Annotated in this window: 19 protein-coding genes; 8 read left to right on the top strand and 11 right to left on the bottom strand. The window is 61.1% G+C overall.

Going from position 1 to position 23,835, the window contains the following annotated elements:
* Nucleotides 1-111 precede the first annotated feature (111 nt).
* The 6 genes from LVY71_RS08965 to LVY71_RS08940 all read left to right on the top strand — a co-directional run bounded on the left by LVY71_RS08965 (nt 112) and on the right by LVY71_RS08940 (nt 6,233).
* Nucleotides 112-1,293: a substrate-binding domain-containing protein gene (locus tag LVY71_RS08965; RefSeq protein ID WP_235099444.1), complete on the top strand. Its 1,182-nt coding sequence runs from the start codon at nt 112-114 to the stop codon at nt 1,291-1,293.
* A 222-nt stretch (nt 1,294-1,515) separates the two neighbouring features.
* The gene (locus LVY71_RS08960) at nt 1,516-2,283 is read left to right on the top strand and encodes an ABC transporter ATP-binding protein (protein WP_235099443.1); all 768 of its coding nucleotides are present in this window, start codon (nt 1,516-1,518) and stop codon (nt 2,281-2,283) included.
* Between the two features lie 226 nt (nt 2,284-2,509).
* Nucleotides 2,510-3,232 carry an ABC transporter ATP-binding protein gene (locus tag LVY71_RS08955; RefSeq protein WP_235099442.1) on the top strand — a complete coding sequence of 241 codons (723 nt, stop codon included), beginning with the start codon at nt 2,510-2,512 and terminating at the stop codon, nt 3,230-3,232.
* A complete protein-coding gene (locus LVY71_RS08950) occupies nt 3,229-4,239 on the top strand; it encodes a branched-chain amino acid ABC transporter permease (RefSeq protein ID WP_235099441.1) in 1,011 nt (336 codons plus the stop codon). The genes LVY71_RS08955 and LVY71_RS08950 overlap by 4 nt, the downstream gene beginning before the upstream one ends.
* The gene (locus LVY71_RS08945) at nt 4,236-5,297 is read left to right on the top strand and encodes a branched-chain amino acid ABC transporter permease (protein ID WP_235099440.1); all 1,062 of its coding nucleotides are present in this window, start codon (nt 4,236-4,238) and stop codon (nt 5,295-5,297) included. The genes LVY71_RS08950 and LVY71_RS08945 overlap by 4 nt, the downstream gene beginning before the upstream one ends.
* Before the next feature lie 261 nt (nt 5,298-5,558).
* Entirely contained in the window at nt 5,559-6,233 is a 675-nt protein-coding gene (locus tag LVY71_RS08940) for a PilZ domain-containing protein (protein ID WP_235099439.1), read from the top strand.
* 205 nt (nt 6,234-6,438) lie between these two features.
* Here the strand turns inward: LVY71_RS08940 and LVY71_RS08935 are convergent, their stop codons facing one another.
* From LVY71_RS08935 to LVY71_RS08910, 6 genes are all read right to left on the bottom strand, one after another.
* Nucleotides 6,439-7,212 (bottom strand): esterase/lipase family protein, encoded by a 774-nt coding sequence (locus LVY71_RS08935; protein WP_235099438.1) that lies wholly within the window; start codon nt 7,210-7,212, stop codon nt 6,439-6,441.
* Between the two features lie 199 nt (nt 7,213-7,411).
* Nucleotides 7,412-8,701 (bottom strand): DUF445 domain-containing protein, encoded by a 1,290-nt coding sequence (locus LVY71_RS08930; RefSeq protein ID WP_235099437.1) that lies wholly within the window; start codon nt 8,699-8,701, stop codon nt 7,412-7,414.
* Between the two features lie 129 nt (nt 8,702-8,830).
* Nucleotides 8,831-9,319, bottom strand: a complete 489-nt coding sequence (locus LVY71_RS08925) for a phasin (RefSeq protein ID WP_235099436.1) — start codon at nt 9,317-9,319, stop codon at nt 8,831-8,833.
* 146 nt (nt 9,320-9,465) lie between these two features.
* Nucleotides 9,466-10,062, bottom strand: coding sequence for a GNAT family N-acetyltransferase (locus LVY71_RS08920; protein ID WP_235099435.1), 597 nt, complete (start codon nt 10,060-10,062; stop codon nt 9,466-9,468).
* The gene (locus LVY71_RS08915) at nt 10,059-11,153 is read right to left on the bottom strand and encodes a PHA/PHB synthase family protein (RefSeq protein ID WP_235099434.1); all 1,095 of its coding nucleotides are present in this window, start codon (nt 11,151-11,153) and stop codon (nt 10,059-10,061) included. Before LVY71_RS08915 ends, LVY71_RS08920 begins: the two co-directional genes overlap by 4 nt.
* Nucleotides 11,150-11,536 carry a hypothetical protein gene (locus LVY71_RS08910; RefSeq protein WP_235099433.1) on the bottom strand — a complete coding sequence of 129 codons (387 nt, stop codon included), beginning with the start codon at nt 11,534-11,536 and terminating at the stop codon, nt 11,150-11,152. The genes LVY71_RS08915 and LVY71_RS08910 overlap by 4 nt, the downstream gene beginning before the upstream one ends.
* Before the next feature lie 188 nt (nt 11,537-11,724).
* Here LVY71_RS08910 and LVY71_RS08905 point away from each other — a divergent pair, with 188 nt between their 5' ends.
* Nucleotides 11,725-12,639 carry an alpha/beta fold hydrolase gene (locus LVY71_RS08905; protein WP_235099432.1) on the top strand — a complete coding sequence of 305 codons (915 nt, stop codon included), beginning with the start codon at nt 11,725-11,727 and terminating at the stop codon, nt 12,637-12,639.
* A 6-nt stretch (nt 12,640-12,645) separates the two neighbouring features.
* On the opposite strand, the gene LVY71_RS08900 is transcribed toward LVY71_RS08905, so the two are convergent.
* The 4 genes from LVY71_RS08900 to LVY71_RS08885 all read right to left on the bottom strand — a co-directional run bounded on the left by LVY71_RS08900 (nt 12,646) and on the right by LVY71_RS08885 (nt 19,492).
* Complete coding sequence (locus LVY71_RS08900) at nt 12,646-15,885, bottom strand: bifunctional cytochrome P450/NADPH--P450 reductase (RefSeq protein ID WP_235099431.1); 3,240 nt, start codon at nt 15,883-15,885, stop codon at nt 12,646-12,648.
* A 122-nt stretch (nt 15,886-16,007) separates the two neighbouring features.
* Nucleotides 16,008-17,015, bottom strand: a complete 1,008-nt coding sequence (locus LVY71_RS08895; protein WP_235099430.1) for an alpha/beta fold hydrolase — start codon at nt 17,013-17,015, stop codon at nt 16,008-16,010.
* A 15-nt stretch (nt 17,016-17,030) separates the two neighbouring features.
* Entirely contained in the window at nt 17,031-18,575 is a 1,545-nt protein-coding gene (locus LVY71_RS08890) for a WS/DGAT/MGAT family O-acyltransferase (protein WP_235099429.1), read from the bottom strand.
* Between the two features lie 116 nt (nt 18,576-18,691).
* The gene (locus LVY71_RS08885) at nt 18,692-19,492 is read right to left on the bottom strand and encodes an esterase/lipase family protein (protein ID WP_235099428.1); all 801 of its coding nucleotides are present in this window, start codon (nt 19,490-19,492) and stop codon (nt 18,692-18,694) included.
* A gap of 295 nt (nt 19,493-19,787) precedes the next feature.
* Between LVY71_RS08885 and LVY71_RS08880 the strand changes: the two genes are divergently transcribed.
* A complete protein-coding gene (locus LVY71_RS08880) occupies nt 19,788-22,490 on the top strand; it encodes a bifunctional acetate--CoA ligase family protein/GNAT family N-acetyltransferase (RefSeq protein ID WP_235099427.1) in 2,703 nt (900 codons plus the stop codon).
* 122 nt (nt 22,491-22,612) lie between these two features.
* Here the strand turns inward: LVY71_RS08880 and LVY71_RS08875 are convergent, their stop codons facing one another.
* Nucleotides 22,613-23,668, bottom strand: a complete 1,056-nt coding sequence (locus LVY71_RS08875; protein ID WP_235099426.1) for an alcohol dehydrogenase — start codon at nt 23,666-23,668, stop codon at nt 22,613-22,615.
* Nucleotides 23,669-23,835: the final 167 nt, after the last annotated feature.

Here is a 23,835-nt window from a genome sequence, read left to right as displayed (position 1 = left end):
TCCGACTGGTCATTGCGAGCGAAGCGAAGCAATCTAACCCATTTTGTGCGAAAAAATTGGTAATTCCGGCGCGGCTATGTATGGTCCGCGAGAACTAAAGGGAGGACAAAAATGCGTAAACTTGCACTTTTCACAGCCGCAGCCGCCGCGCTGCTGGCAATGCCGGCATCAGCAGACGACCTGAAGATCGCCCTGATCCACGGCAAGACCGGCCCGCTCGAAGCCTATGCCAAGCAGACCGAAACCGGCCTGCGCATGGGTCTCGAATACGCCACCAAGAACACCATGACGGTCGACGGCCGCAAGATCGTTCTCATCACCAAGGACGATCAGGGCAAGCCGGACCTGGCGAAAGCGGCACTGGCCGAAGCCTATCAGGACGACAAGGTCGATCTCGCCATCGGCACCACCGCCTCGGGCGCGGCGCTCGCCATGCTGCCGATCGCGGAAGAAAACAAGAAGGTGCTGATCGTCGAGCCGGCGGTCGCCGACGCCATCACCGGCGAAAAGTGGAATCGCTACATCTTCCGCACCGGCCGCAACTCGTCGCAGGACGCGATTTCCAACGCGGTCGCCATCGGCAAGCCGGGCGTCACCATCGCAACGCTGGGACAGGACAACGCCTTCGGCCGCGACGGCGTCTCCGCCTTCAAGGACGCGCTGGCAAAGACCGGCGCGACGCTCGCCGCCGAAGAATATGTGCCGCCCGCGACCACCGACTTTACGGCTGCCGCGCAGCGCCTGTTCGATGCGCTGAAGGACAAGCCGGGCCGCAAGTTCATCTGGGTGATCTGGGCCGGCGGCGGCGATCCGCTGACCAAGATCCAGGACATGGACCCGAAGCGCTACAACATCGAACTGTCGAGCGGCGGCAACATCCTGCCCGCGCTTGCCGCCTACAAGCGGCTGCCCGGTCTCGAAGGCGCGACCTATTACTATTACGCGATCCCGAAAAACCCGATCAACGAGTGGTTCGTCGCCGAGCACCAGAAGCGCTTCAACGCGCCACCGGACTTCTTCACCGCGGGCGGTTTCGCGGCGGCCATGGCGGCGGTCACCGCCGTGCAGAAGGCGAAGTCCACCGACACCGAGAAGCTGATCGCGGCGATGGAAGGCATGGAGTTCGACACGCCGAAGGGCAAGATGATGTTCCGCAAGGAGGACCATCAGGCGCTGCAAAGCATGTATCACTTCAAGGTCAAGGTCGATCCGAACCTCGCCTGGGCCGACAACGAACTGGTGCGCGAGTTGAAGATCGAGGACATGACCATCCCGATCAAGAACAAGCGGTAGCCTCCGTTCTAAGTGATAATGTGTCCCGGACGCGATGCGGCATCCGTCATGCCGCTTCGCAGATCCGGGACCGTTACGGTTTCGTACTTTTGCGGTCCCGGCTCTGCGATGCATCGTGAAGAACGCTGCATCGCGTCCGGGACACGGCCTGCACAATCTCAGCGTCGTCCCGCCGAAAGTCGCTCTTCACTCACTTACCAACCCGCCGGCAATGAAATCGCCATGCCCCTCACCCTCGAGACCCGCGACCTGACCATCCGTTTCGGCGGCCACGTCGCCGTCAACAAGGTGAGTTGCACATTCCGTCCCGGCGAACTGACCGCCATCGTCGGGCCGAACGGCGCCGGCAAGACCACGTACTTCAACCTGATCTCCGGCCAGTTGCGCCCGACCGCGGGCACCGTGCTGCTCGATGGTGACGACATCACCGGCCTCACCGCGCCCTTACGCACGCGCAAGGGCCTCGGCCGCGCGTTCCAGTTGACCAACCTGTTTCCCAATCTCTCTGTCGAGGAAAACGTCCGCCTCGCGGTGCAGGCGGCGAGCGGCGTGCACTACGACATGTTCCGGCCGTGGATGAAGCGCCGCGACCTGATCGAACGCGCCGACGCCATTCTCGATTCCATCGCCCTCGGCAACCGCCGCGCGGTGGCCGCCGCAGCACTCTCGCACGGCGACCAGCGCAAGCTCGAAGTCGCATTGATGATGGCGCTGGAACCGAAGGTCTTCATGTTCGATGAGCCGACCGCGGGCATGAGCGTCGATGAAGTGCCGGTAGTGCTCGACCTGATCGCCCGGCTGAAGCAGGACGCGAGCAAGATCATTCTTCTGGTCGAGCACAAGATGGACGTGGTGCGCTCGCTCGCCGACCGCATCATCGTGCTGCACAACGGCCAGCTTGTGGCCGACGGCAAACCCGCCGAGGTGATCGCCTCACCGATCGTGCAGGAAGCCTATCTCGGCATCGCGCCCGGAAAGACCGCGGCATGATGATGACGATATACTTGCAGCACATGCCGCGCGATTTCCTCGCCACTTGTACGGTCTCTCAACACTATTGTTCTCTCCCCCCTTGCGGGGGAGAGACAGAGAGGGGGGTACAACGAAAACATCTCTCTCGTTGCACACCCCCCTCCCCAACCCTCCCCCGCAAGGGGGGAGGGAGTAAATCGGGCTTGTTGCGAAGCGACAACATCTCAGAGCCGGGGATCGCCGCATGACCGACATGCTGACCCTCAGCGGCGTGCACACCCACATCGCGCAGTATCACATCCTGCACGGCGTCGACTTCGCCGTGCCCGAAGGCCAGATCACCATGCTGCTCGGCCGCAACGGCGCGGGCAAGACCACCACGCTGCGCACCATCATGGGCCTGTCGCCACCCTCCTCCGGCACCATCACGCTGGCAGGTCAGCGCACCGAGAAGAAACTGACGCCCGACATCGCCAGCATGGGCGTCGGCTACGTGCCGGAATCCATGTCGGTGTTCTCCGATCTCACGGTGAAGGAAAACCTGATCCTCGCCGCGCGCGAAGGCGAGATGGACGACGCGCGGCTGCAATGGATCTTCGGATTCTTCCCGGCGCTGAAGCGCTTCTGGCTCTCGCGCGCCGGATCGCTGTCCGGCGGGCAAAAACAAATGCTGTCCATCGCCCGCGCCATCGTCGAGCCCCGCAAGCTATTGCTGATCGACGAGCCGACCAAGGGCCTCGCGCCCGCCATCGTGGTCGGCCTGATCGAATGTCTCGCCGAGGTGAAGAAGCGCGGCGCGACCATCCTGCTTGTCGAACAGAACTTCCGCGTCGCGCAGGAAATCGGCGACGGCGTGCTGGTGATGGACAACGGCCGCATCGTGCATCGCGGCGCGATGGCCGAACTTGCCGGGAACACAGCCTTGCAGGAAAAACTGCTCGGACTCAGCCTGGAGGCGCATCAATGACCGATCTCGCTGCCTCCGAACCGTTGCCGCAGACAAAGCGCGACGTCATCCCGATGCTGTTGCCGGTCGTGCTGGCGCTGGTGATGATTCCGCTGATCGGCTCGCCGTCCACATGGGTGACGCTGACGGTGGCGAGCCTCGCCATGGGCATGATGATCTTCATCATGGCGTCGGGCCTAACGCTGGTGTTCGGGCTGATGGACGTGCTGAACTTCGGCCACGGCGCATTCATCGCGGTCGGCGCCTATGTGGCAACGCTCGTTCTAGCGCCGATGGCCGGATACGTGCAGGCGGACTCGCTGTGGCTCAATCTCGCAGCACTTGCGCCTGCCGCGCTGTTGTCGATGGCGGTGTCCGGCGCGCTTGGCCTGGTGTTCGAGCGTGTGCTGATCCTCCCCGTCTACGGCAACCATCTCAAGCAGATCCTGATCACCATGGGCGGCCTGATCGTCGCCGAGCAGTTGCTCTATGCGCTGTGGGGACCGGCGCGCATTCCGCTGCCACTGCCCGGCTCGCTGCGCGGCTCCTTCATCCTCGGCGACATCGCGATCGCCAAATACCGCGTGCTGGCGATGATCGTCGGCCTTGTCGTGTTCGGCCTCGTGCTGCTAGTGCTGAACCGCACGAAAATTGGCCTCCTGATCCGCGCCGGTGTCGAGAACCGCGAGATGGTCGAGGCGCTCGGCTACAAGATCAAGCGGCTGTTCCTCGGCGTGTTCATGGCGGGGTCCGCGCTCGCGGGCCTCGGCGGCATCATGTGGGGATTGTATCGCGAGGAAGTTCACGCCTCGATGGGCGGCGACCTGATGGTGCTGGTGTTCATCGTCATCATCATCGGCGGCCTCGGCTCGATCGGCGGCTGCTTCATCGGCGCGATCCTCGTCGCCATGATCGCCAACTACGGCGGCTTCCTGGTGCCGAAGCTGGCGCTGGTGTCCAACATTCTGCTGATGGTCGCGATCCTGATGTGGCGGCCGCGCGGGCTTTATCCGGTGACGAACAGATGATGATCCTTTCCGGCGATCCGCCGCGCAGCCGCGTCCTCGCCCTCCTGCTTGTCGTCATCGTGACGCTGCTGGTGCTGGCGCCGTTCCTGTTTCCCGGCGCGAAGGCGATGAACGTCGCCACCAAGATCTGCATCTTCGCGGCACTGGTTGCGTCCTACGACCTGCTGCTCGGCTACAGCGGCACCGTCTCGTTCGCGCACACCATGTTCTACGGCATCGGCTCTTACGCCATCGCCATTGCGCTCTACAGCATGGGCCCGACATGGGCCGCCGTCGCCACCGGCATCGTGATCGGCCTGCCGCTGGCCGCGCTGCTCGCGCTGTGCATCGGATTGTTCTCGCTGCGCGTGCAGGCGATATTCTTCGCGATGATCACGCTGGCCGTGGCGTCCGCTTTCCTCGTGCTCGCGTCGCAACTGTCATGGCTCACCGGCGGCGACGACGGCCGCAGCTTCCGCCTGCCCGAACTGCTGCGCCCCGGCACGGTGCTGATCTCGAAGGACGTGTTCGGCTTCGAGCTCAACGGCCGCACCCTGACCTATTACATCGTGTTCTTCGCCTCGGCGGCGATGATCCTGACCCTGCTGCGCATCGTGAACTCGCCGTTCGGCCGCGTGCTGCAGGCGGTGCGCGAAAACCGCTTCCGCGCCGAGGCGCTCGGCTATCGCACCGTGTTTCACCTCACGTGGGCCAACGTGCTGGCGGCGCTGGTCGCCGCCGCCGCCGGCATGCTGAATTCGCTGTGGCTGCGCTACGCAGGTCCGGAAACGTCGCTCTCCTTCACCATCATGGTCGATATTCTCCTGATGGTGGTGATCGGCGGCATGGGCACGATGTACGGCGCGGTGATCGGCGCGACGATGTTCATCCTCGCGGAAAACTATCTGCAGGCGCTGATGGGCGCGGCATCCACGGCCACCGCGAGCGCCGGCATTCCGCTGCTGCCGAATCTGCTGCATCCGGACCGCTGGCTGCTGTGGCTCGGTCTGCTGTTCATCGCCAGTGTGTATTTCTTCCCCACCGGTGTGGTTGGCAAACTGCGCGGGAAGAACGGGTAAACCGGATCGCCGTTCCGGCGGCCACTGCTACTGGCTGGGACGCGCCATCTCGACCTGCAAAAATTGCGATCAACAGCATTCCGTTTAGGCAACGCGGCCGGTGATCGCTCGTGCGTCATACACTTGCGCGGAATTCCGTAAACCGGCGTTAACCCCGCGCGCGATGTGTGGAACCCGGCGGTTCCATCAAGAACCCTTCGCCAGTATTAACGGGGTGTTTCCGCAATCCGGGACTCTCCACGTCATCATGGCATCCGTCCGATGAACATCGAAAAGTTCTTGAAGCAACGCGCGGTCAAGATCTCCGTGTCCGGCAGCTATACGCTGCCGAACTGGTATGACGCGGCAGGACAGCCGCGCGCCTTCGCCTGCCGCACGCGCCGGGTCTCGCCGTTCCGCGTGCTGGTCGATGCGCCGGTGCCGGGACGCATCGGCGACCAGTTCACGTCGTTCTTCAGCGACTTCGGCAAGTTCGACTGCCATGTCTCCGACATCTCGCCCGGCGGCTTTCTGATGGAGCTGGATACAACGGCCCAAACGCGTAAAGTGCTCTCGCAGAAGCTGACATGGCTGGAGCAGAGGGAAAACGATCCGTCGATTCAGGATCGCAGGGATCACGCGCGATTCATTCCGGAAGTCCCGCACTCGACGCTGCTGTTCGCCGACGGCAGCACCTATCCCTGCTTCATCATCGACATCTCGGTCTCGGGCGTCGCCGTCTCCAGCACGGTCGAGCCCGAATTGGGCACGCCTCTGTCCGTGGGCGCCTGCGTCGGGCGGGTGGCGCGCATTTTCGCGGATGGCTTCGCGATCAAGTTTGTCGAGCAGCAGCGGCGCATCGAGGTCGAAAGGCTTGTGACCCACGCACCGAAGGCATCACCCGCCCGCATGGTGCCGAACGCGCCGAGACTTCAGCGATTGCAGAAGATGAGTTGAAGGCGCAGAAGACGACTTGAAGGTTTCGCGGAATGATCCCCGAGACGAGATAGCCCGTCACACCCTGAATCGTCATCGCCGGGCTTGACCCGGCCATCCATCCAGAAAAATCTTTTGAAGCGATAGATTGCCGGGTCAGGTCCGGCAATGACAACTCATTTTGGTTGGGAGATCACGCAACACTTCAGGCAAGTGCGCACTGCTTTTATCGCGCCGGATCTGGATAGACGAAGGCGCGCCAGCCGTTGCGGTCGAACGGCTTCCATTCGCCTTCCGCCTGCGCGAGCCGTTCGGCGACGGCGTAGACGATCGCCGGATGATGGCCCATGCCGCAATGGCTTGCGCCCTGTACCTCGATGTTCTCCGCATGCGTGCCGGGCTTTTCGACGCAGCTCTGCCACGCGCAGATGCCGTCGGTGCGGCTGAAGATCGCCGTGGTCGGCACCGGCGGCGTTTCCGACATCGCGCCGCCGAACTGCGGATTGTGATCTTCCGCGGATTGGCCGCTGACGGCTTCATAGGTGCGCCATGCATTGGTCGCCTTCGGACTTCCGGCGAACGGGCTGCCCAGTGTGATCACCGAGCGCACGCGCTCCGGCATCATCTTCGCAAGCTGACGCGCGTAGAGTCCGCCGAGACTCCACCCAACGAGGCTGACCTTGCGGCCGTGGGTCTCGTGCATCTCCACAAGGCGATCGATCAATCCGTCCTGCACGCCTGGACGCAATCCGTAATTCCGGCCCTGCCCCCAGCCGCTCACGGCATAGCCGCGGCTTTTGAGGAACGACCGCAACGGACGCGTCGCCGTATCGCTGGTGATGAGTCCCGGCAGCACCAGCACCGGATGACCGTCACCGCGCGGTGCGAGACTGAGCAACGGAAGCGCGCCGAGGAAGGCGCCGAATTCGTTGATGGCGCGCGCCTCCATCAGCATCAGCAATCTGGACGGTGGGCGCAGCGTCTGGGCAGTCGCGGACATTCGAAATTCCTTTTCACATGATTTGCGCCGGTGGGTCGTTCACCCGGCGCACAGGAAGGCAATTCGTCACACGGGGATGATCTTGCAACGCACCATGTCGTCAATTGTTCATTCTAGACACGGATTCGCATTTTTGCCATTTGGGCTCCGCTTCGTCACCATTTGGCCGCCATGCTGCCATCCAGATTATCCAGCGTTTTCAAAGGGCCTTGACGAGCATTTCGGCGCTGTGAAGCGCCAGTCCGGCCAGTCCTCCGATCAGCGCACCATTGAAGCGGATGTATTGCAGGTCCTTGCCGATGTTGATCTCGATGAGATTGATGAGCTGATTCATGTTCCACGATTTGACCTGATCGGAAATGAATCGCGACACGCCGCTCTTCTGATCAGCGATGAAGCTGCGCAACACGACGACGATGCCCTTGTTGATTTCCGCGCGCATCTCGGAATCGGCGGCAAGCTGCGTGCCCGCTTCGACGAACACATTGGTGAGATGATGTTGCAGCACCTGACTCTCGCCATTCGCATTCCGGTCGATGAATGTCTTGACGTTGGCCCAGATGTCATTCGCAAGGGTGGCAAGCTCGGGACGCGCCAGCAGATCGCGCTTCAGTCCATCGAGACGGTCGGCATAGGCCTTGTCATTCGCCAGCTTGTCCGGCAGCGTCAGCAGGATGCGATCGACCTCGCCACGGAATGGATGGTCCGGATCAGCGCGCACTTCCTCGAAGAACGATGTCGCGGAGGCTGCGATCTTGTTCAGGAGGAACTTGTCGGCGCGATAAAGTTTCAGCAGCGTCGGCAATTCGTCGCGGATTTTCTCGCGCAGCAGCGCCAGCGTCTCCGGCTTGTTGAGGGTCTCATGCAATGACTGAAGCAGATCGTCGAGCATGCCCTTGTGGCGGCCTTCGGCGATGAAACCGCGCAGCGTTCCCGCCGCCAGCGGCGCAAGATCGACGCCTTGCAATTGCGTGACGATGCGGCGCGTGACGTATGACTTCAGGCCGGACGTCTCGGCCGCATTGAGCGCTTCCGGCAGCAGGCGCAGCACGAAGCGCGCGAGATCCGCACTCTTCTTGGCGTCGGTCAGCCAATCGGAAATGAAGCGTGCGAAATCCACTTCGCGTAATTTCGCATCCACCGGCAAAGGGCTTAAAAAATGGACTTCTATGAACTCGCCAAGCTTGTCGGCGATCCGGTGCTGGTTCTGCTGAATGATGGCGGTGTGCGGGATCGGCAGACCCAGCGGCCGCCGGAACAGCGCGACCACCGCGTACCAGTCCGCCAGTCCGCCGATGGTGGCTGCTTCCGCGAAGGCTGCGACGAATCCGAAAGCCGGATGCATGCGCTCCATCATCTTCGCGACGATGAGCACGCCGACGCAGGCGCCGAGCACGAGCGTCGCCAGCGCCTTGATCCGGCGCAGTTCAGCGGCGCGCGCGATGTCGCCCGCATCCGCAATCAGCACGAATTTTTCGGTGTCAGCCATGTCCGATCCCATTCAACCGACATTGCATTGCGGACCTTCTCCAGTCAAAGGAGCAGGTTCGCGGCAAACAAAGGCCCGCGCGAGGCGGGCCTTCGGTCGTCGGAAGTGTAAGGATTTAGCGCGGACCGATCAGGCCGACTTGGCGTAGGACACAACCTTGGAGAGGTTATCCTGCGCGGTCTTCGCACCGTTGGCGAACAGCTTGCCGAGATATTCGGTGGTCGCCTTGGCGCGGGCGGCAACGACTTCGCCTTGCGCGCGGAGCAGATCGCCCTGGATTGTGACGGCTTCGCTCAGCGACTTCGCCGAAGCGAGCTTGTCGATGCCCGAGAACAGCGCCTGCGCGTCGTCGTAAACGGCCTGCTGGATATTGCGGCTGATTTTCGCGGTCTCGCTGACCGAGCCGGCGACGGCGTTTTCGATGACCGAGGTCACCTTCTCCGAACCGGTATGGATCTCGGCTGCGCGGTCTTTCGCGGTGACAGCGGCCTTCTTCACGAACTCGCGGGCAGCTTCAGGAACTTCAACATTGGGGAAGTTCTTCAGCGCGTCGGTGACCGGCGCGAACGCGGTCTTCACGGTGTTCAGCACGGATTCGGTATTGAAAGAATTGGTCATGGTCGTCTCCATCCTCAGGGTTTGAGCAAATGGCTCACCCCGTCCGTATGGCCCGGGGCAAAAGTCTTATGCCATGATCAACATTGCATTGCAACATAAATGTTGCAATGCACCAATATTATATAACTTGCGGTTATTTCAAATGCTTAGCTGACGGCATCGGGAACGCCATAGGCCTCGAGCTGAGCCCGGACCTTGGATACGTTGTGCCCGAGGACGACAATGTCGTGGGTCTTCCCGGCCACGTCCCTCACCTGATCGTGCAGCAGGGCCTCGGCCCTGAAGCCGAGGCTCTCGAACAGGGCTATGGCTCCGGTCTGATCGACCGTCATCTGGACTACGATCTTTTCAAGGCCCGCCCCTAGCGCCAGGGCGAAGGTTTCCTGCGACAGCGCGCGGCCAACGCCGAGTCCACGGACGTCCTTCGACACCACCATGCGGATTTCACCGACATGAGGCGACCACGACAGCAGATCGCGGACGATGGTGCCGCAGCCGACGACCGTACTGCCTTTCCACGCCAGCAGACTGGTCATGCCGCCGCGCTCGATCTCCTTGATCCAGGCCGAGAGTACCTTCGGCTCGCTGATGTTGCGCGGAATGAAAAGCAGGTCGTGGACCGGTAGTTTCTGTGCAAACGCGAGCACGGCCGCTTCGTCGGCCGCCATCATGTGACGGAATTCGATCTCTCCGCCTTCGGTGGCGGCGCGGCGGGGATAGGTGCGGATGTCGGTTGTGTTCATGTCGATCGCTCACTTAACCAGGAATCGAGTTTGGGCCACAGACGCTTGATAGCGTTGGCGCCCGCGACAAGGCTGACATGACCGCCCTTAAGGATCACCTCGGTCTTGTCGGCCGAACCTATCTTGGCAATGAGATGCTTTGCAGCCTCATACGGAACGATGTGGTCATGCTCCGCAACCGCATGCAGCAGCGGGATCGTGATCTTCGAAAGATCCACAGGATGCCCGCCGACGCTCATGTTACCGTTGTAAAGCTTGTTGTCCCACATCAAATCCTTGGTGATGGTCCGGAAATATTCGCCGGCCAGCGGCAATGTGTCCTGCGCCCAACGGTCGAACATCCGGAAGGATTTCACATACTCATCGTTCCAGATGTTTTCCCACAGCTGGATTTGTCCGACAGCGCGGGATGCCGGCCGCAACATCTCGAATGAGGACAGGATCATCTCGGGCGGCACGTTACCGACGCTGTCCACCAACCGGTCAACATCGAAATAACGCCGATCGGAAAAATTCTGAAACAGCTTCATTTCGCGAAAATCGATCGGGGTTGTGAAGCAAACCAGATTCTTGACCGGACCGCTGTGATGGATCGATGCGTAGAGCAGCGACAACACACCGCCGAAACAATAGCCGATCACATTGACGTCGGTTTCGCCGGAATCTTCCTGCACCCGCCGGATACAGTCGGGAATGAATCCAAGTACATAGTCTTCCATGCGCAGCGACTTTTCTTCCGGCCGCGGCGCGGTCCAGTCGAGCATGTAGACGTCGAACCCCTTCCTGAGCAGAAACTCGATGAAGCTCTGGCCCGGCACCATGTCGAGAATATAGCCGCGGTTTGTAGTGGCCATCACAATCAGAATGGGGATGCGATAGATCTCATCCGCCAGCGGCCGGTAGTGATAGAGATTCATCGTGCCTTTGGAGTGAATGATATCCTTCGCCGTCGATCCAAGCGCGGGGCCTGACGACGCGAAATACTCCACGCCCTTGATGCTGCGCTGGATGGCGCGCTGCACTTCGGACTGGATGCGCTCTCCAACCTGCGCAACATCAGTCAGCACGCCGGCGCTGGTCGGCGCGTTCATGGCGTACCTCCACCTCCGGTGGCGGCCGGCGGCTGCTTGGTCCGCGGGGGCTTCGGCGCGGACAGCCCGCTATCCCTCGCGGCATCGCCATGAACGCGATTGAGAAGCGCCTTGATTTCGTTCAATTGTCCTTCGATCGCGTTCAGACGCTCGCCCATGTCCACCATCTGCGCGCGGCTTGGCAGATTCATGCTGACGAGATATCGCTCCATCAGATCGCCGATGGTTTTCTGCGCGCCGACAGAGGCACCGGTGAGCTGATGGGTCACGCGGCTGAATTGCTCCGTCCCCATGACCTGCGTGGCCATGGCGTTGAAACCCTTCTCCATCTCCGCAAGCATGGTGTGCCAGACCTGCACCGGGTCATTGGCTTTGTCAGACATTGGCGCCCCTCCCGAAGCGTGAGCGAGGCTTCTTCGAGCCTCGTCTTTTCCCGCCATTCCATACCGTTGCGAGACTGGGGTCAACCAAACCGTCGTGTAAAATCAGCCACGACACAGCCCTCTACCTTCTGTCGCGCGTAAAATCATGCGATAGAACCTGGACTTTATTCATTTCGAGGAACGCCGACGTGAACGCACCCGCACACCAGCCGCCGCAAATGGCAAAAGCCAACGGAATCGAGCTTTGCTACGAAATCTTCGGCGCACCCGATGCGGAACCGCTGGTCCTCATCATGGGTCTCGGCGCCCAGATGATCCATTGGGACGATGAGTTCTGCCGCGACCTCGCGGCACGCGGCTTCCGTGTCATCCGCTTCGACAATCGCGACATCGGCCATTCGTCCAAGATGTCCGGCGGCAAGCCGCTGCGTCCGCTGGAACTTCTGAAACTCCGCATATTCAAGATCGCGCCAGACGCGCCGTACAAATTGTGGGACATGGCTAACGACGTTGTCGGGCTGCTTGATACGCTGGGCATCAAGGCTGCGCATATCGTCGGCGCATCGATGGGAGGCGCGATCGCGCAGGAACTGGCGATGCTGCATTCCGAACGGGTGCTCTCGCTGACGTCGATCATGGCGACGACAGGCAATCCCAAGCTGCCGAATCCCACGCGGGAGGCGATGGCGATCCTGCTCGCGCCACCGCCCAAGACGAAGGAAGAATATATGGCGCGCTTCCCCGCCACCTGGAAAGTGCTGCGAGGCGCGAGTTTCCCGCTCGACGAGGCAAAGGACCTCGAGCGCGCCGAGCGCACCTATGCACGCGGCCTCAATCCAGCAGGCGTAGGACGACAGTTGCGCGCCATCCTCGCTTCAGGCAGCCGCAAGGAACGGCTGCAATCGGTCAAAGCACCGACGCTGGTCATTCACGGCACCATCGATCCGCTGGTGCGGGTGGAAGCCGGCAAGGATACCGCCGCCTCGATCCCCGGGGCAAAGCTGCTGCTGATCGAGGGCATGGGCCACGCGCTGCCCATTCCGATGTGGCCGACGATCATCGGCGCGATTGCAGACCATGCCCTTGGGGAAACAAAGCGCTGAGGAAACTCAGTTCCCCGCCCACACATCCAGCACGTAGCGGTTCTGTGTTCCCATAGTATCGATCCAGCCGAGCGCGGATGTCTCATCAGCACCAGTTCGCTCGCGATAAATGTTCGTCAGCACGCGCTTGACGTCCGGCTCCATCTTGCTGCCGTCACCGCAGACAAAAATGATCGCGCCGGCTTCGATCAGTTTCCAGACCTTGTCTTTCTGCGCCGCGATCAAATCCTGCACATAGCTCTTCGGCGTATCCGTCCGCGAGAACGCAACGTGCAGCTCCGTGATACCCTGCTCCGAGAATCCCTTGAGTTCGTCGGCATACAGAAAATCCTGCTCGGGATGCCGGCAGCCGAAGAACAGCATCGACGCACCGAGCGATTGCCCATTGGCTTTCATCGCCGCGCGCTCCTGAAGGAAACCGCGGAACGGCGCCAGACCCGTGCCGGGGCCGACCATGACGATCGGCGTCGCGGGATTCTCCGGCAGGCGAAAGCCCGCCTTGGTTTCGCGCACCGTCGCATAGACCACATCGCCCGCGCGGCGGCTGGCGAGATAATTCGAACAGACCCCCTTGTAAATGCCGCGCCCGGAGATCGACGGAGCATCGACCACGCCCACGGTCACGCTGCATTTCGAAGCGCCGAGGACAGCGGGGGACGAGGAAATTGAATAGTAACGCGGCGACAGCAGCGAGAGCATTTCCAGATAGGTATGGAACGGCAACTCGCACGCCGGATGCTCCTCCAGCAGATTGTAGACCGACTTCCGCTTGGCCAGGATTTCCGAACGATAGAGTTCTGTTGAAGCCGGATCATCGCCGATCAGAGCTTCGAGCTTCGGCTTTGTCATCGGGCAGCGGGTGTGCTCCGACATGATCTGGATTTGCTTGCGGGTTGCGACCTGCTGTAATTCAACGAACTCGGTCAGCAATCGGCCGACGGATACCGCGTTATCGACAGGCAACTGCGCGCGGCGGCCAGCAGCCACCTGTAGTCGCACCTGATCCGCCGGAAGAAACCCGAACCGGCGCGCGACCGCATCCACCAGAGCCGGATCGTTGCGCGGAACGACGCTGAGATGATCGCCGACGCGGTAGGTGACATTCTCGGGCAATTCGACTTCGATATGCCGGGTCGAGCGCGCCGACGGATTGGCACCCGACCTCTTCTGCAATTCCTCGTTGACCAGAACCTTGACCAGCACCGCGCCGCCGGACGCAGCCACCGTGTTGACCACGCTGGGCGCAACCGGCTCGACCTTGTAGAGCGGCTCGTCATTGGCGTGGCGGCTGAAACCGGTATCGACGCCAAACTCCTGGACAGCAATGGCGCGCAACGATGCGAACCATTTCTCGAACTGTCCTTCGAGGTCGTCGCGGGCATCGCCCTCTCCGCGTGCAACAGCTGCCTTGCCTCCATGCATCGCAAGCCGTTCGTCGATCAGGCGCGGAATCGACTGATACGTCGCCAGCCAGTCGCTGTTGCCGCAGCCGAACACAGCGTAGCGCACGCCATCGAAAGCATCCTTCGGCAGGTCGCTGTTCAGCCACTGGACGAATTGCGTGGCGTTGTCGGGCGGCGCGCCGTTGTACGATGCGCAGAAAATGATGACGCCGCCCTGATCCTTCAGATTGCCGACGTAATCATCGAGCGGCGCAAGCTTGGTCGCGAAGCCGTTGACCTCCGCGAGATCCGCCACGCGATGCGCCAGATCCTCGGCCGTACCGAGGTTAGAGCCGTAGAGAATGAGCAGTGGCGTGTTGTGGCCGGGGCGAACCCGCGCGGGCGCCGTCGACCCCGCACCCTCCGCTACTGCCGTGCCGGGCCGGTTCGCGACGATGGTGCGATCCTGATCGGAACGCGCCCGCACCTTGATCTTGAAGCCATCCGGCTTGATCGTCAGCGTTTCCTTCAAATGCATCTGGTAGCGCGTGTGATCAATCAGCTTGAAGCGCTGCAGGATCATGCCGAGCGCCAATGCGGCCTCATGCATGGCGAAGCCGCGGCCGATGCAGGCGCGCTGGCCGTTACCGAACGGCTTCCAGGCATTGGCGGGACGCTTCGACTCAGCTTCGCGGCTGAAATTCTCCGGATTAAAGACATCCGGATTTGGTCCCCACACCTTTGGATCGCGATGCAGCGCCATCACCAGCACGGTGACGAAGGTGCCCTTTCTGAGCTTGTACTTTCCGCCGATGGTCTCGTCCTTCAGCGGCGAAACGCCATAGGCCGGCGCAGGCGGCCACATCCGAAGCGATTCTTTCAGGATTTGCGAAATGTAGTGAAGCTGCGTGACCTGCTGGAAGGTTGGCTTCGCATCGACATCCGCACCGAGAACGCGATCGACTTCTTCATATGCCTTCTTCAGCACTTCCGGATGTTTGAGCATGGCGTAGAGCGCGCAGGACAGCAGACCGCTGGTGGTCTCGTGGCCCGCAATCAGGAACGTGTTGATCTGGTAACGGATGTTGACGTCGTCGAGCTGCTCGCCGGTGACCTTGTCGACGCCGGTCATCATGGCGTTGAGCATGTCCTTTGCGTTTGCGGCAGCCTCCGCATTCTTACGCCGTTCGGCAACGATCTCGTCCACCATCTTGTTCATGAATGTGACGTCGGCCGCGAGGTCGGTGCGCCGCGCGCGCATGAACAGGCCTTCGAGCGGAAGTCCTCGCGTCATCATGATGGTTTCGAGCGAGCGCACCAGCGCTCCCACAAACGGATGATAGTCCTCGCGATAAAACGAATTGAATCGATAGTCGAAGCCGCACAGGCCGATGGTATCCAGCGTCAGCGCCGTCATGTCGTGGACGACATCGATCTCGTCGTCGGCATTCAGCCGTTCCCATTTCTTGACCAACTGCTCGGCAATATCGACCATCATCGGGTGATAGGACTGCATCGCCCGGCCGCCGAATGGCGACAGCAGGATGTTGTGGGCCTTGCTCCAGTTCGGCTCCTTGGTGTCGGCGGTGAACAGGCCATCGCCGCCGATCGCGCGCACCCGGCGCAGCGCGCCGCGCACCGCCTTGTCGAAACGCTTTTCGTCGCTTAATTCGTTGACGAGATCGTATCCGCCGACGATCACCAGCGGCTGACCCATCATGTCGAGCCAGAAGATCGGCCCGAGCTCCTTCATTTTCCGCACCAGATCCTGCACCGGCGCGGTGGAATCCAGCGACAGCATATTGCCGACCACCGGCTTCTTCGGCGGGTGCGGAATCGGATTCAATTTGTTCTGGGACGCCATCGCTCAGGTTCTCCCCCACGTGATCGTTGATGTCCGGTTCTGTGCCGGAGCTTTGACTCCAAGCTACTGTTCTCGTGGATGTTTTGCAAAGACTTCCGGAGCGAGGATGTGCGGCAACCCGATCAGCCGAACCGCCGCCTGCGCCAATCCAGAATCCTCGCGCTGACCTCGTCAGGCTGCTCCTGCTGGGTCCAGTGGCCGCTGTCCCTGACCATGTATTTTTCAAGGTCCGGAACGATATTCTCCATCCCGTCGCAGGCCGACGGCGGAAGCACCGCATCGTTCTCGGCCATGATCATCAGCGATGGCACGCGCACGGTGTGATCGATATGTGCCGAGCGTTCCCAGTTGCGGGTCATGTTGCGGTACCAATTGATGCCGCCGGTAAAACCCGATATCCGGAACGTATCGACGAAGACCTTCATCTCTTCCGGCGACAATATCTTCTCGCGCGGATCGAGCTTGGCATCGTAGCCGGCGACCATCTGCGGAAACGCCATGTTCAGCTTTGACGAGGCGCCGAGACCCGCCGCGGGCGGCCCGGCACCGACGTCCGCTGTCGATAACTTCTTCTGCGGCATCGGCTTGCGCATGAAGAAATCGAACGTCTTTTCGACATTGTCGGCAAAAATCTTGTCCGGCTCCCGCGCGGGGTGCTGAAATTGCACAATATAGAGGTGATCGCCGTAGCGCTGGCGCAGCAACGCAATCGGATCGGTGGCGGTGCGTGGCGTGTGCGGCGTATTAACGCCGATGACGCCGGCGACACGCGATGGATAGCGCAGCGGCATTTGCCAGACGATGAACCCGCCCCAGTCGTGGCCGACGAAGATCGCCTTGTCGATGTTGAGATAATCGAGAAGTCCAATCAGATCAGCGGTCAGGTTCTCGATATCATAGGCTTCCACCGGCTCGGGGCGATCCGTCGCCCCGTAGCCGCGCTGATCCGGCGCAATCACCCGGATACCCGCCTCGCTCAGGGTCTTGATCTGGTGGCGCCAGGAAAAAGCGATCTCCGGCCACCCGTGACACAGCACCAGCGGCGGTTTGTCAGACTTGGGACCGGCTTCATAGAAGCCCATGCGTATGCCATTCACATTGGCATACTGAAGCGGCGGCATGTCGATCATCGCAGGCATCATGCGTCAGCTTGCAGCGCTTGCACGGTTTTTGGGCGATGCATAGGCCGCGGCCAGAATTTCGAACTCCTTCGGCAGCATGTCGGCCAGATTCTCCACATGCGGAATGATATTGGCCCCCGCAATGAAGCCAAAATCAAGCTGATCGCGATAGCTCTGCACCGTGATGTTGAGCGCAAGGCCGTGAGTCGAAATCGAGACCGGGAAGATATGCAGCAATTCCGCGCCCACCGCATAAAGTGTCTGCCGCGGCCCGGGGACATTCGAGATCGTGACGTTGGCAGACGGCGGCAGCACATCTGAGAGATTCGAGCGGCTGTACAGCAGAGCCAGAACCTGAATCATCAAGGGCGCACCCAGCATCGAGATGTTCGAAATCGACGGCATCAACGCACGCAGCGGATGCGACATTTCCTTGGATTTGGCCGATTGCGCAATGATCGCTTCAAGACGCTCCTTGGGGTCTTCGACATTGGTCGCCAGCGAACAGATCATGCCGAACACCTGGTTGTTGGCGTCGGTGTTGCCTTCCTCCCGCAGTGAAATCGGCACGGCCGCCGTCAGTGAGCGGCTCGGCAAACCGCCCTGCTCCAGTAGATAGCGGCGGAGTACGCCGCTGGACAATGCCATCACTACGTCATTGAGCTTGCCGCCAGCCTGTTTGGCAAGCGCTTTGGCTTCAGGCAGCGATACCGACACACCTGCGAAACTGCGTTCCGAAGAGATCGACTTGTTGAGTATCGTCGACGGCGACACCATATTTGCGAGGCTCTCGCGCGCCTTCGGGTCGGATACTTTGGCGACCATGTCACGAACGCTCTTCACCGTATCCGGCACATTGCCCAGCATTCGCATCCCAGACTCGAGCTGATACATTGCATTGTCGAACAGAATCGAGCCGATGTCGCTCTTGCCACTCCGCGGCAGATCGAAGCTCTTGGCCTTGGTCGCATCAAGCGGCTGACGCCAGAGCTGTGAATAGGAATCCAGAATGTTGGTTGCGATGTCGCGCGGTTCATTTGCAGGTTTATTGACCGCGGCGACTTTTGGAAATTCGCGCGGCACCGGCGTAATGTCGTAGATCATGTTTGTCAGCGCCGCACCCGCGCCGCCGTCGATGCAGGCATGGTGCATCTTCGAGTACAGCCCGACCTCGTTATCTTTCATGCCTTCGAAAACATAGAATTCCCACAACGGACGCGCACGGTTCAACAGCTTGGCGTGCATCCAGCCGACGGTCTGCTCCAAAATCTTGCGGTCGGCCGGTGCCGGAAGACTGGCGCGGAAAATGTGGCGATTGATATCGAACTGGTCGTCTTCGACCCAGCTCGGATTGTCGATGTCGAGAGGCGCCTTTTCCAGCCGCGCTTTCAGGATCGGCGCGACATGAATCCGGTCGGCTATCATCTTCTTGAAGTCTTCGAAGAAGTTCCCCTGATAGCCATCCTTCAGCTTGAAGATCGCCATGCTCCCGACATGCATCGGCATCTCGGGAGTTTCGAGATAGAGAAACGACGCGTCCATCGAGGACAGCTTTTTGGCGTGACTCATGTAGCCCTCCCGTTTCAGCGAGATCACGACGCCCGGGACTATCCTGTCCGCATTCCAGCTTCGTGATCTGATTGCCGCTATCGCCTTTTGGCGCTTCTCATTCGGCAGCAGTGTTGTTAGGCGCGAACTTTCTCCGGACGGGCATAGGCCAGGGCGAACGGCCCGGAACGATCGAACGGATGAAACTGGCTTTCCGGCTGAGCGAGACGATCGGCGACAGCCCACAACGCAGCGGGATTCACCCCGATCCCGATGTGACTGGCGAGCGTGATCTCGATATTTTCCGCACTGTCGGATTCGTTGACGAGACATGTCCGCCAGTTCACGACGCCATCGGTGCGCGTATAGAGTGAGGATGTCGGCACCGGCAAATCGCCGGCCAGCGCCTGAATGTCTTTCAGATCGGCGTCCTGGATGGTTTCACCCGACACCATCTCGTAAACGCGTCTGGCGTTTGTCGCCGTGACGTCGCCGGCAAACGGCGAGCCCAGCGTCACCACATAGCGAACCTTGTCGGGCATACGCAGAGCGAGATCCCGGGCATAGACACCGCCAAGACTCCAGCCGACCAGACTGACCTTGCGGCCGGTGGCGGCGTGAACGCTTTCAAGCAGCTTGCCCAGCTTTTCGCGCATGCTGTAAACGCCACCGACGTTACGGCCGAACCCCCACGGATGGGTCGAGAATCCAAGCAAATCGAGATAGCGCCGCAGAATGAGGGTGGAGACGTCGCTCGCCAGGAGGCCGGGCAATACCAGAACAGGATGACCGTCGCCGCGTGGAGCCGTCAAAAGCGCGGGCGAAAGCAGCAGAGTTGCATTCAGTTCAAGCAGCCCCCGGCCCTCGGCAAGAAACAATCCGAGATGCGGCGGACGCAGGCGGCCTTTTTCGGCAAGGTAGCTCTCGTTAACTGTCATCGCGACCTGCCAGAACGAAAAACATACATTTCACGCATAGTCCGGCTGCCTTCCACAGAAGCAACGATGACCAGTCTAGAAGCATGTTGGGTCTCGTGCCAATCTGCTTTGGATGAAAAGCATCGCTTCAGGACATGTTGGTGAATTTTATTGCTCTGCACCATCATCCGGAACATGGTGGCGGCCGGATTCGTGGCATGCGACCTCATGCCCGAGAGCTGGCCCCATGACGGGCACATTTACTCCCCACTTGCGATAGCCTGCGACCGACGATGCCCGGAACCGTTGATCCTTCATGAGCACTTACCGTCTCGACCACCTCTTTGCGCCGCGCTCGATCGCACTGATCGGCGGAAGCCCGAAACACGCATCGGTCGGCGGCGCGACGCTGCGCAACCTGCTCGCGGGCGGCTTCAGCGGCCCGATTTATGTCATCAACCCGAAGCATTCCGAGATCGAGGGCATCAAGACGCTCCGCGACATCAAGGATATTCCGCAGACGCCGGATCTCACGATCATCTCGACGCCGCCACCGCTCATCCAGGGCATTGTGAAAAATGCAGGCGCACGCGGCTATCCGGCCGCGATGGTGCTCTCTGCCGGTCTCGGCCTCGGCACGGGATCCTATACGGAGGCGATTGCGCAGACCGCGCGAAAGACCGGCTTGCGGTTGATCGGTCCGGCGCTCGGCGTTCTCATTCCGCGCATCAAGTTGAACGCTAGCTTCGCGTCGCGCCTCCCGCAGACAGGTGATCTCGCGCTGATCTCGCAATCCGGCGCAATCTCCACCGCCCTCGTCGAATGGGCTGCGAATCGGAACGTGGGATTCTCCGCCATCGTCTCGACGGGCGAAAACCTCGACGTCGATTTCGGCGACCTGCTCGACTATTTCGCGCTCGATACTGATACACGCGCCATCCTGCTCTACATCGAGTCGATCAGCGACGTTCGGAAGTTCATGTCGGCGGCGCGCGCCGCGGCCCGCGTCAAGCCCGTGGTCGTCATCAAGTCGGGACGTCACACCCAGGGCGCGCGCGCGGCGGCGACCCATACGGGCGCGCTGGCCGGCTCGGATGCCGTCTACGATGCGGCCTTCCGGCGGGCCGGCTTGCTGCGCGTGCTCGATCTAGATGAACTATTTTCCGCAGCCGAAACACTCGGACATCTGCAATCGTCCCATGGTCATCGGCTTGCGATCGTTTCCAATGGCGGAGGTCTCGGCGTGCTCGCGGTGGATCGGCTGATCGACCTCGGCGGTGAACTCGCCGGGATTTCGGAAGACGTCAAGAAAAGCCTCGACAAGGTTTTGCCGGAGCGATGGTCGGGCGCAAATCCGGTTGATATTCTCGGCGACGCAGATGGCGACCGCTACGCGCAGGCTTGCGAGCGGGTACTGGGCGACACCGCCAACAACGCCGTCCTCATCATGAACTCACCCAACACGCTGGCCTCCTCTGTCGAAAGCGCGCAGTCCGTCGTCGCCGCAGTCAAGAAGCATCGCGCGGAGACCTATTCGCGCAAACCCGTATTCACCACATGGGTCGGCGACAATGGACCTGCCGCTGCCGTCTTCGGCGAAGCAGGCATTCCGCATTTCTCAAGCGAGGCGGACGCCGTGCGCGGCTTCATGCACATCGTTCGCTATCGCGAAGGTCTCGACGTAGCGATGCAGACGCCACCCAGCCTTCCGGAAGACTTCGCCCCCGACGTTGCTGCCGGGCGCGCGATCATCCAGAACGCGCTGGACGAAAAACGCGGCTGGCTCAATCCGATGGAGATCAACGAACTGTTCGCGGCCTATGCGATCCCGATTGCCTCCGCCGTGCTGGCGCGCGATCCGGATCAGGCGGCGCGCGCTGCGACACCTATCCTGGCAGCAGGCAAGACAGTCGTCGTGAAGATCAGTTCGCCCGACATTCTCAACAAGTCGGATGTCGGCGGCGTGCGCTTGAACCTGACCAGCGAACGCGCAGTCCATGACGCCACGGACGATATCCTGCAGCGCGCCCGCAAGATGAGACCGAAAGCCCGGATCGACGGCGTCACGATTCATCCGATGATCTTGCGCCCACGCGCGCGCGAGCTGATCGCGGGTCTTGCCGACGATCCGACCTTCGGTCCGGTCGTGGTGTTCGGACGCGGCGGCACCGCCGTGGAAGTCATCAACGACAAGGCGCTGGCATTGCCGCCGCTCGATCTCAATCTTGCGCGCGACCTGATCGCGCGCACCCGCGTATCACGCATTCTCAAAAGCTATCGCGATGTTGCGGCGGCTGATGAAGGCGCAGTCGCACTGCTGCTGGTCAAGCTGGCGCAGATGGCTGCCGATCTGCCGCAAATCCGCGAACTCGACATTAACCCGCTGCTGGCCGACAAGGATGGCGTAATCGCTGTGGACGCCCAAGCTACGATAGCGCCGCTGAGCGAGACGGTCCGCGGCTCCGGCCACTATCGTTTCGCGATCCGGCCCTATCCGAAGGAATGGGAGCGCCACACCGCGCTCAAGGACAACAGGGCCATCTTCGTGCGTCCGGTGCGGCCCGAAGATGAGCATCTGTATCCGGAATTTTTCGCGCATGTCAGCCCGGAAGACGTCCGATTGCGGTTCTTCTCGGCGATGAAGGAACTGACGCATCCGTTCATCGCGCGTTTGACGCAACTCGATTACTCGCGTGCGATGGCCTTCATTGCCATCGAGGAGACCACCGGCAAAATGCTTGGCGTGGTTCGCCTGCACACGGAAGCGGATTTCTCCAGCGCCGAATATGCCATCCTCATCCGGTCCGATCTCAAGGGCATTGGCCTTGGCTCGATGCTGATGAAGATGATTATCGAGTACGGGCGCGCTGAAGGCGTGCCATCCATCCATGGTCAGGTGCTGAGCCGGAATACACCGATGCTGGATATGTGCCGGCAGCTTGGATTTGGAATCCGTCCTGACCCGCAAAACTCGGATATATCGCTGGTCGAGCTGCCGCTCGTCCGTCCGCCGAAATAAGACTCACACGCAGGGATTTTCGATGGCCAGAATTGTCGTGTCCGCAGTCGTCGCGCTGGCCATTATCGCTTGGGCCTATTTCGGCGTGCTGGCGCACTAGCACACTGCCAGAACGCCGGTGCCTAGGGCACCAGCACAGCGCGGCCGACGAGCTTGCCGTTCTTCAGGTCTCGCAACGCCGCATCGACCTGATTCAGCGGCCGCGTCGTGACCGGAATCGGAGCAATCTTCTTGTCGCGGACCAGATCGATCAGTTCCTGCGTTTCGCTCAAGCTGCCGACATAGCTTCCTTGAATGGTAATGGCCTTCATGGCGATGAGCGGAAGCGCCCACGGTGCACCGCCGCCGAACAGGCCGACCATCACCAGCTTGCCTCCCTTGGTGAGGCAGTCGAAGCCGAGCGTGGCAGTCGCTGAATTTCCAACCAGGTCGATCGCGCCGCGGATCGGTGCTCCAGCCTTCGTCATGATCTGCTGCAAGGCATCGGGCGCAGCGCCGTCAACCGTTGCAAGCGCGCCCGCCTTCTCCGCCGCCTCGCGCTTGCCGGCATCGATATCAACCACGATGGCGCCCTTGCCGCCCATGGCTTTCAGAAGCGTCAACGCCATCAGGCCAAGCCCACCCGCCCCAAAAATGACGATGGGCTTGTCGAAGACGTCTTGGACTTTCTTGATCGCGCTGTAAGTCGTCACACCTGAACAGGCATAGGGCGCCGCCGTTACCGGATCGAGACCTTTGAGGTCGAGCAAATAGCGCGGATCACGCACCATGATGTGATCTGCATATCCGCCGTCGCAATAGACACCGAGCGAACTCGGCTTGACGATGCACATGTTCTCGTCCCCGGTCGCGCAAGTCTCGCACTTGCCGCAACCCTGCCAGGGATAGACCAGCCGGATGTCGCCGACCGCAACGCCCTTGGCGTCGGGTCCGAATGCCAGAACTTCGCCCACCGTCTCATGTCCCATGGTCAGCGGCAGGGAGACGCCGCGATCCTTCAGCGACAGCGGCTTGCGGCCATGGCCGAGTTCGTATCCGCCCTCCCAGATGTGCAGATCGCTATGGCAGACACCGGCGGCCTTCACCTTGAGCAGCACCTGCGAACCGGTGGGCTGCGGAGTCGCGACGTCTACTTCCTTCAAGGGCCCATTGAACTCTTCGACCTTAAAGCTTTTCATCGCGTTCCTCCTTTTTCTTGCTGCAACCGTCGAATGCGCGGATGCTGTCGGGGCCGGAGTAGAGGCGAGCGGAGGCAACCCTGTCAATACGGAAGGGGCGCGGCACATGCCTCGACCCGCCAGATGAACCTTGGCCGAAGGCGCAGGATGGACTACCCAAGTCTATG

Source organism: Bradyrhizobium sp. G127 (assembly GCF_021502575.1).
GTDB lineage: Bacteria > Pseudomonadota > Alphaproteobacteria > Rhizobiales > Xanthobacteraceae > Afipia.
Note: the sequence above shows the minus strand (reverse complement) of the source record. Positions and strands in the feature narration are given on the sequence as shown.

Bases quoted from the DNA above. Each gene is read 5' to 3' on its own strand.
- LVY71_RS08925 (WP_235099436.1), bottom strand. From the start codon at position 9,319: ATGACCAATTCTTTCAATACCGAATCCGTGCTGAACACCGTGAAGACC.
- LVY71_RS08950 (WP_235099441.1), top strand. From the start codon at position 3,229: ATGACCGATCTCGCTGCCTCCGAACCGTTGCCGCAGACAAAGCGCGAC.
- LVY71_RS08885 (WP_235099428.1), bottom strand. From the start codon at position 19,492: ATGACAGTTAACGAGAGCTACCTTGCCGAAAAAGGCCGCCTGCGTCCG.
- LVY71_RS08900 (WP_235099431.1), bottom strand. From the start codon at position 15,885: ATGGCGTCCCAGAACAAATTGAATCCGATTCCGCACCCGCCGAAGAAG.
- LVY71_RS08955 (WP_235099442.1), top strand. From the start codon at position 2,510: ATGACCGACATGCTGACCCTCAGCGGCGTGCACACCCACATCGCGCAG.
- LVY71_RS08880 (WP_235099427.1), top strand. From the start codon at position 19,788: ATGAGCACTTACCGTCTCGACCACCTCTTTGCGCCGCGCTCGATCGCA.
- LVY71_RS08935 (WP_235099438.1), bottom strand. From the start codon at position 7,212: ATGTCCGCGACTGCCCAGACGCTGCGCCCACCGTCCAGATTGCTGATG.
- LVY71_RS08930 (WP_235099437.1), bottom strand. From the start codon at position 8,701: ATGGCTGACACCGAAAAATTCGTGCTGATTGCGGATGCGGGCGACATC.
- LVY71_RS08965 (WP_235099444.1), top strand. From the start codon at position 112: ATGCGTAAACTTGCACTTTTCACAGCCGCAGCCGCCGCGCTGCTGGCA.
- LVY71_RS08940 (WP_235099439.1), top strand. From the start codon at position 5,559: ATGAACATCGAAAAGTTCTTGAAGCAACGCGCGGTCAAGATCTCCGTG.
- LVY71_RS08960 (WP_235099443.1), top strand. From the start codon at position 1,516: ATGCCCCTCACCCTCGAGACCCGCGACCTGACCATCCGTTTCGGCGGC.
- LVY71_RS08910 (WP_235099433.1), bottom strand. From the start codon at position 11,536: ATGTCTGACAAAGCCAATGACCCGGTGCAGGTCTGGCACACCATGCTT.
- LVY71_RS08895 (WP_235099430.1), bottom strand. From the start codon at position 17,015: ATGATCGACATGCCGCCGCTTCAGTATGCCAATGTGAATGGCATACGC.
- LVY71_RS08915 (WP_235099434.1), bottom strand. From the start codon at position 11,153: ATGAACGCGCCGACCAGCGCCGGCGTGCTGACTGATGTTGCGCAGGTT.
- LVY71_RS08945 (WP_235099440.1), top strand. From the start codon at position 4,236: ATGATGATCCTTTCCGGCGATCCGCCGCGCAGCCGCGTCCTCGCCCTC.
- LVY71_RS08920 (WP_235099435.1), bottom strand. From the start codon at position 10,062: ATGAACACAACCGACATCCGCACCTATCCCCGCCGCGCCGCCACCGAA.
- LVY71_RS08890 (WP_235099429.1), bottom strand. From the start codon at position 18,575: ATGAGTCACGCCAAAAAGCTGTCCTCGATGGACGCGTCGTTTCTCTAT.
- LVY71_RS08875 (WP_235099426.1), bottom strand. From the start codon at position 23,668: ATGAAAAGCTTTAAGGTCGAAGAGTTCAATGGGCCCTTGAAGGAAGTA.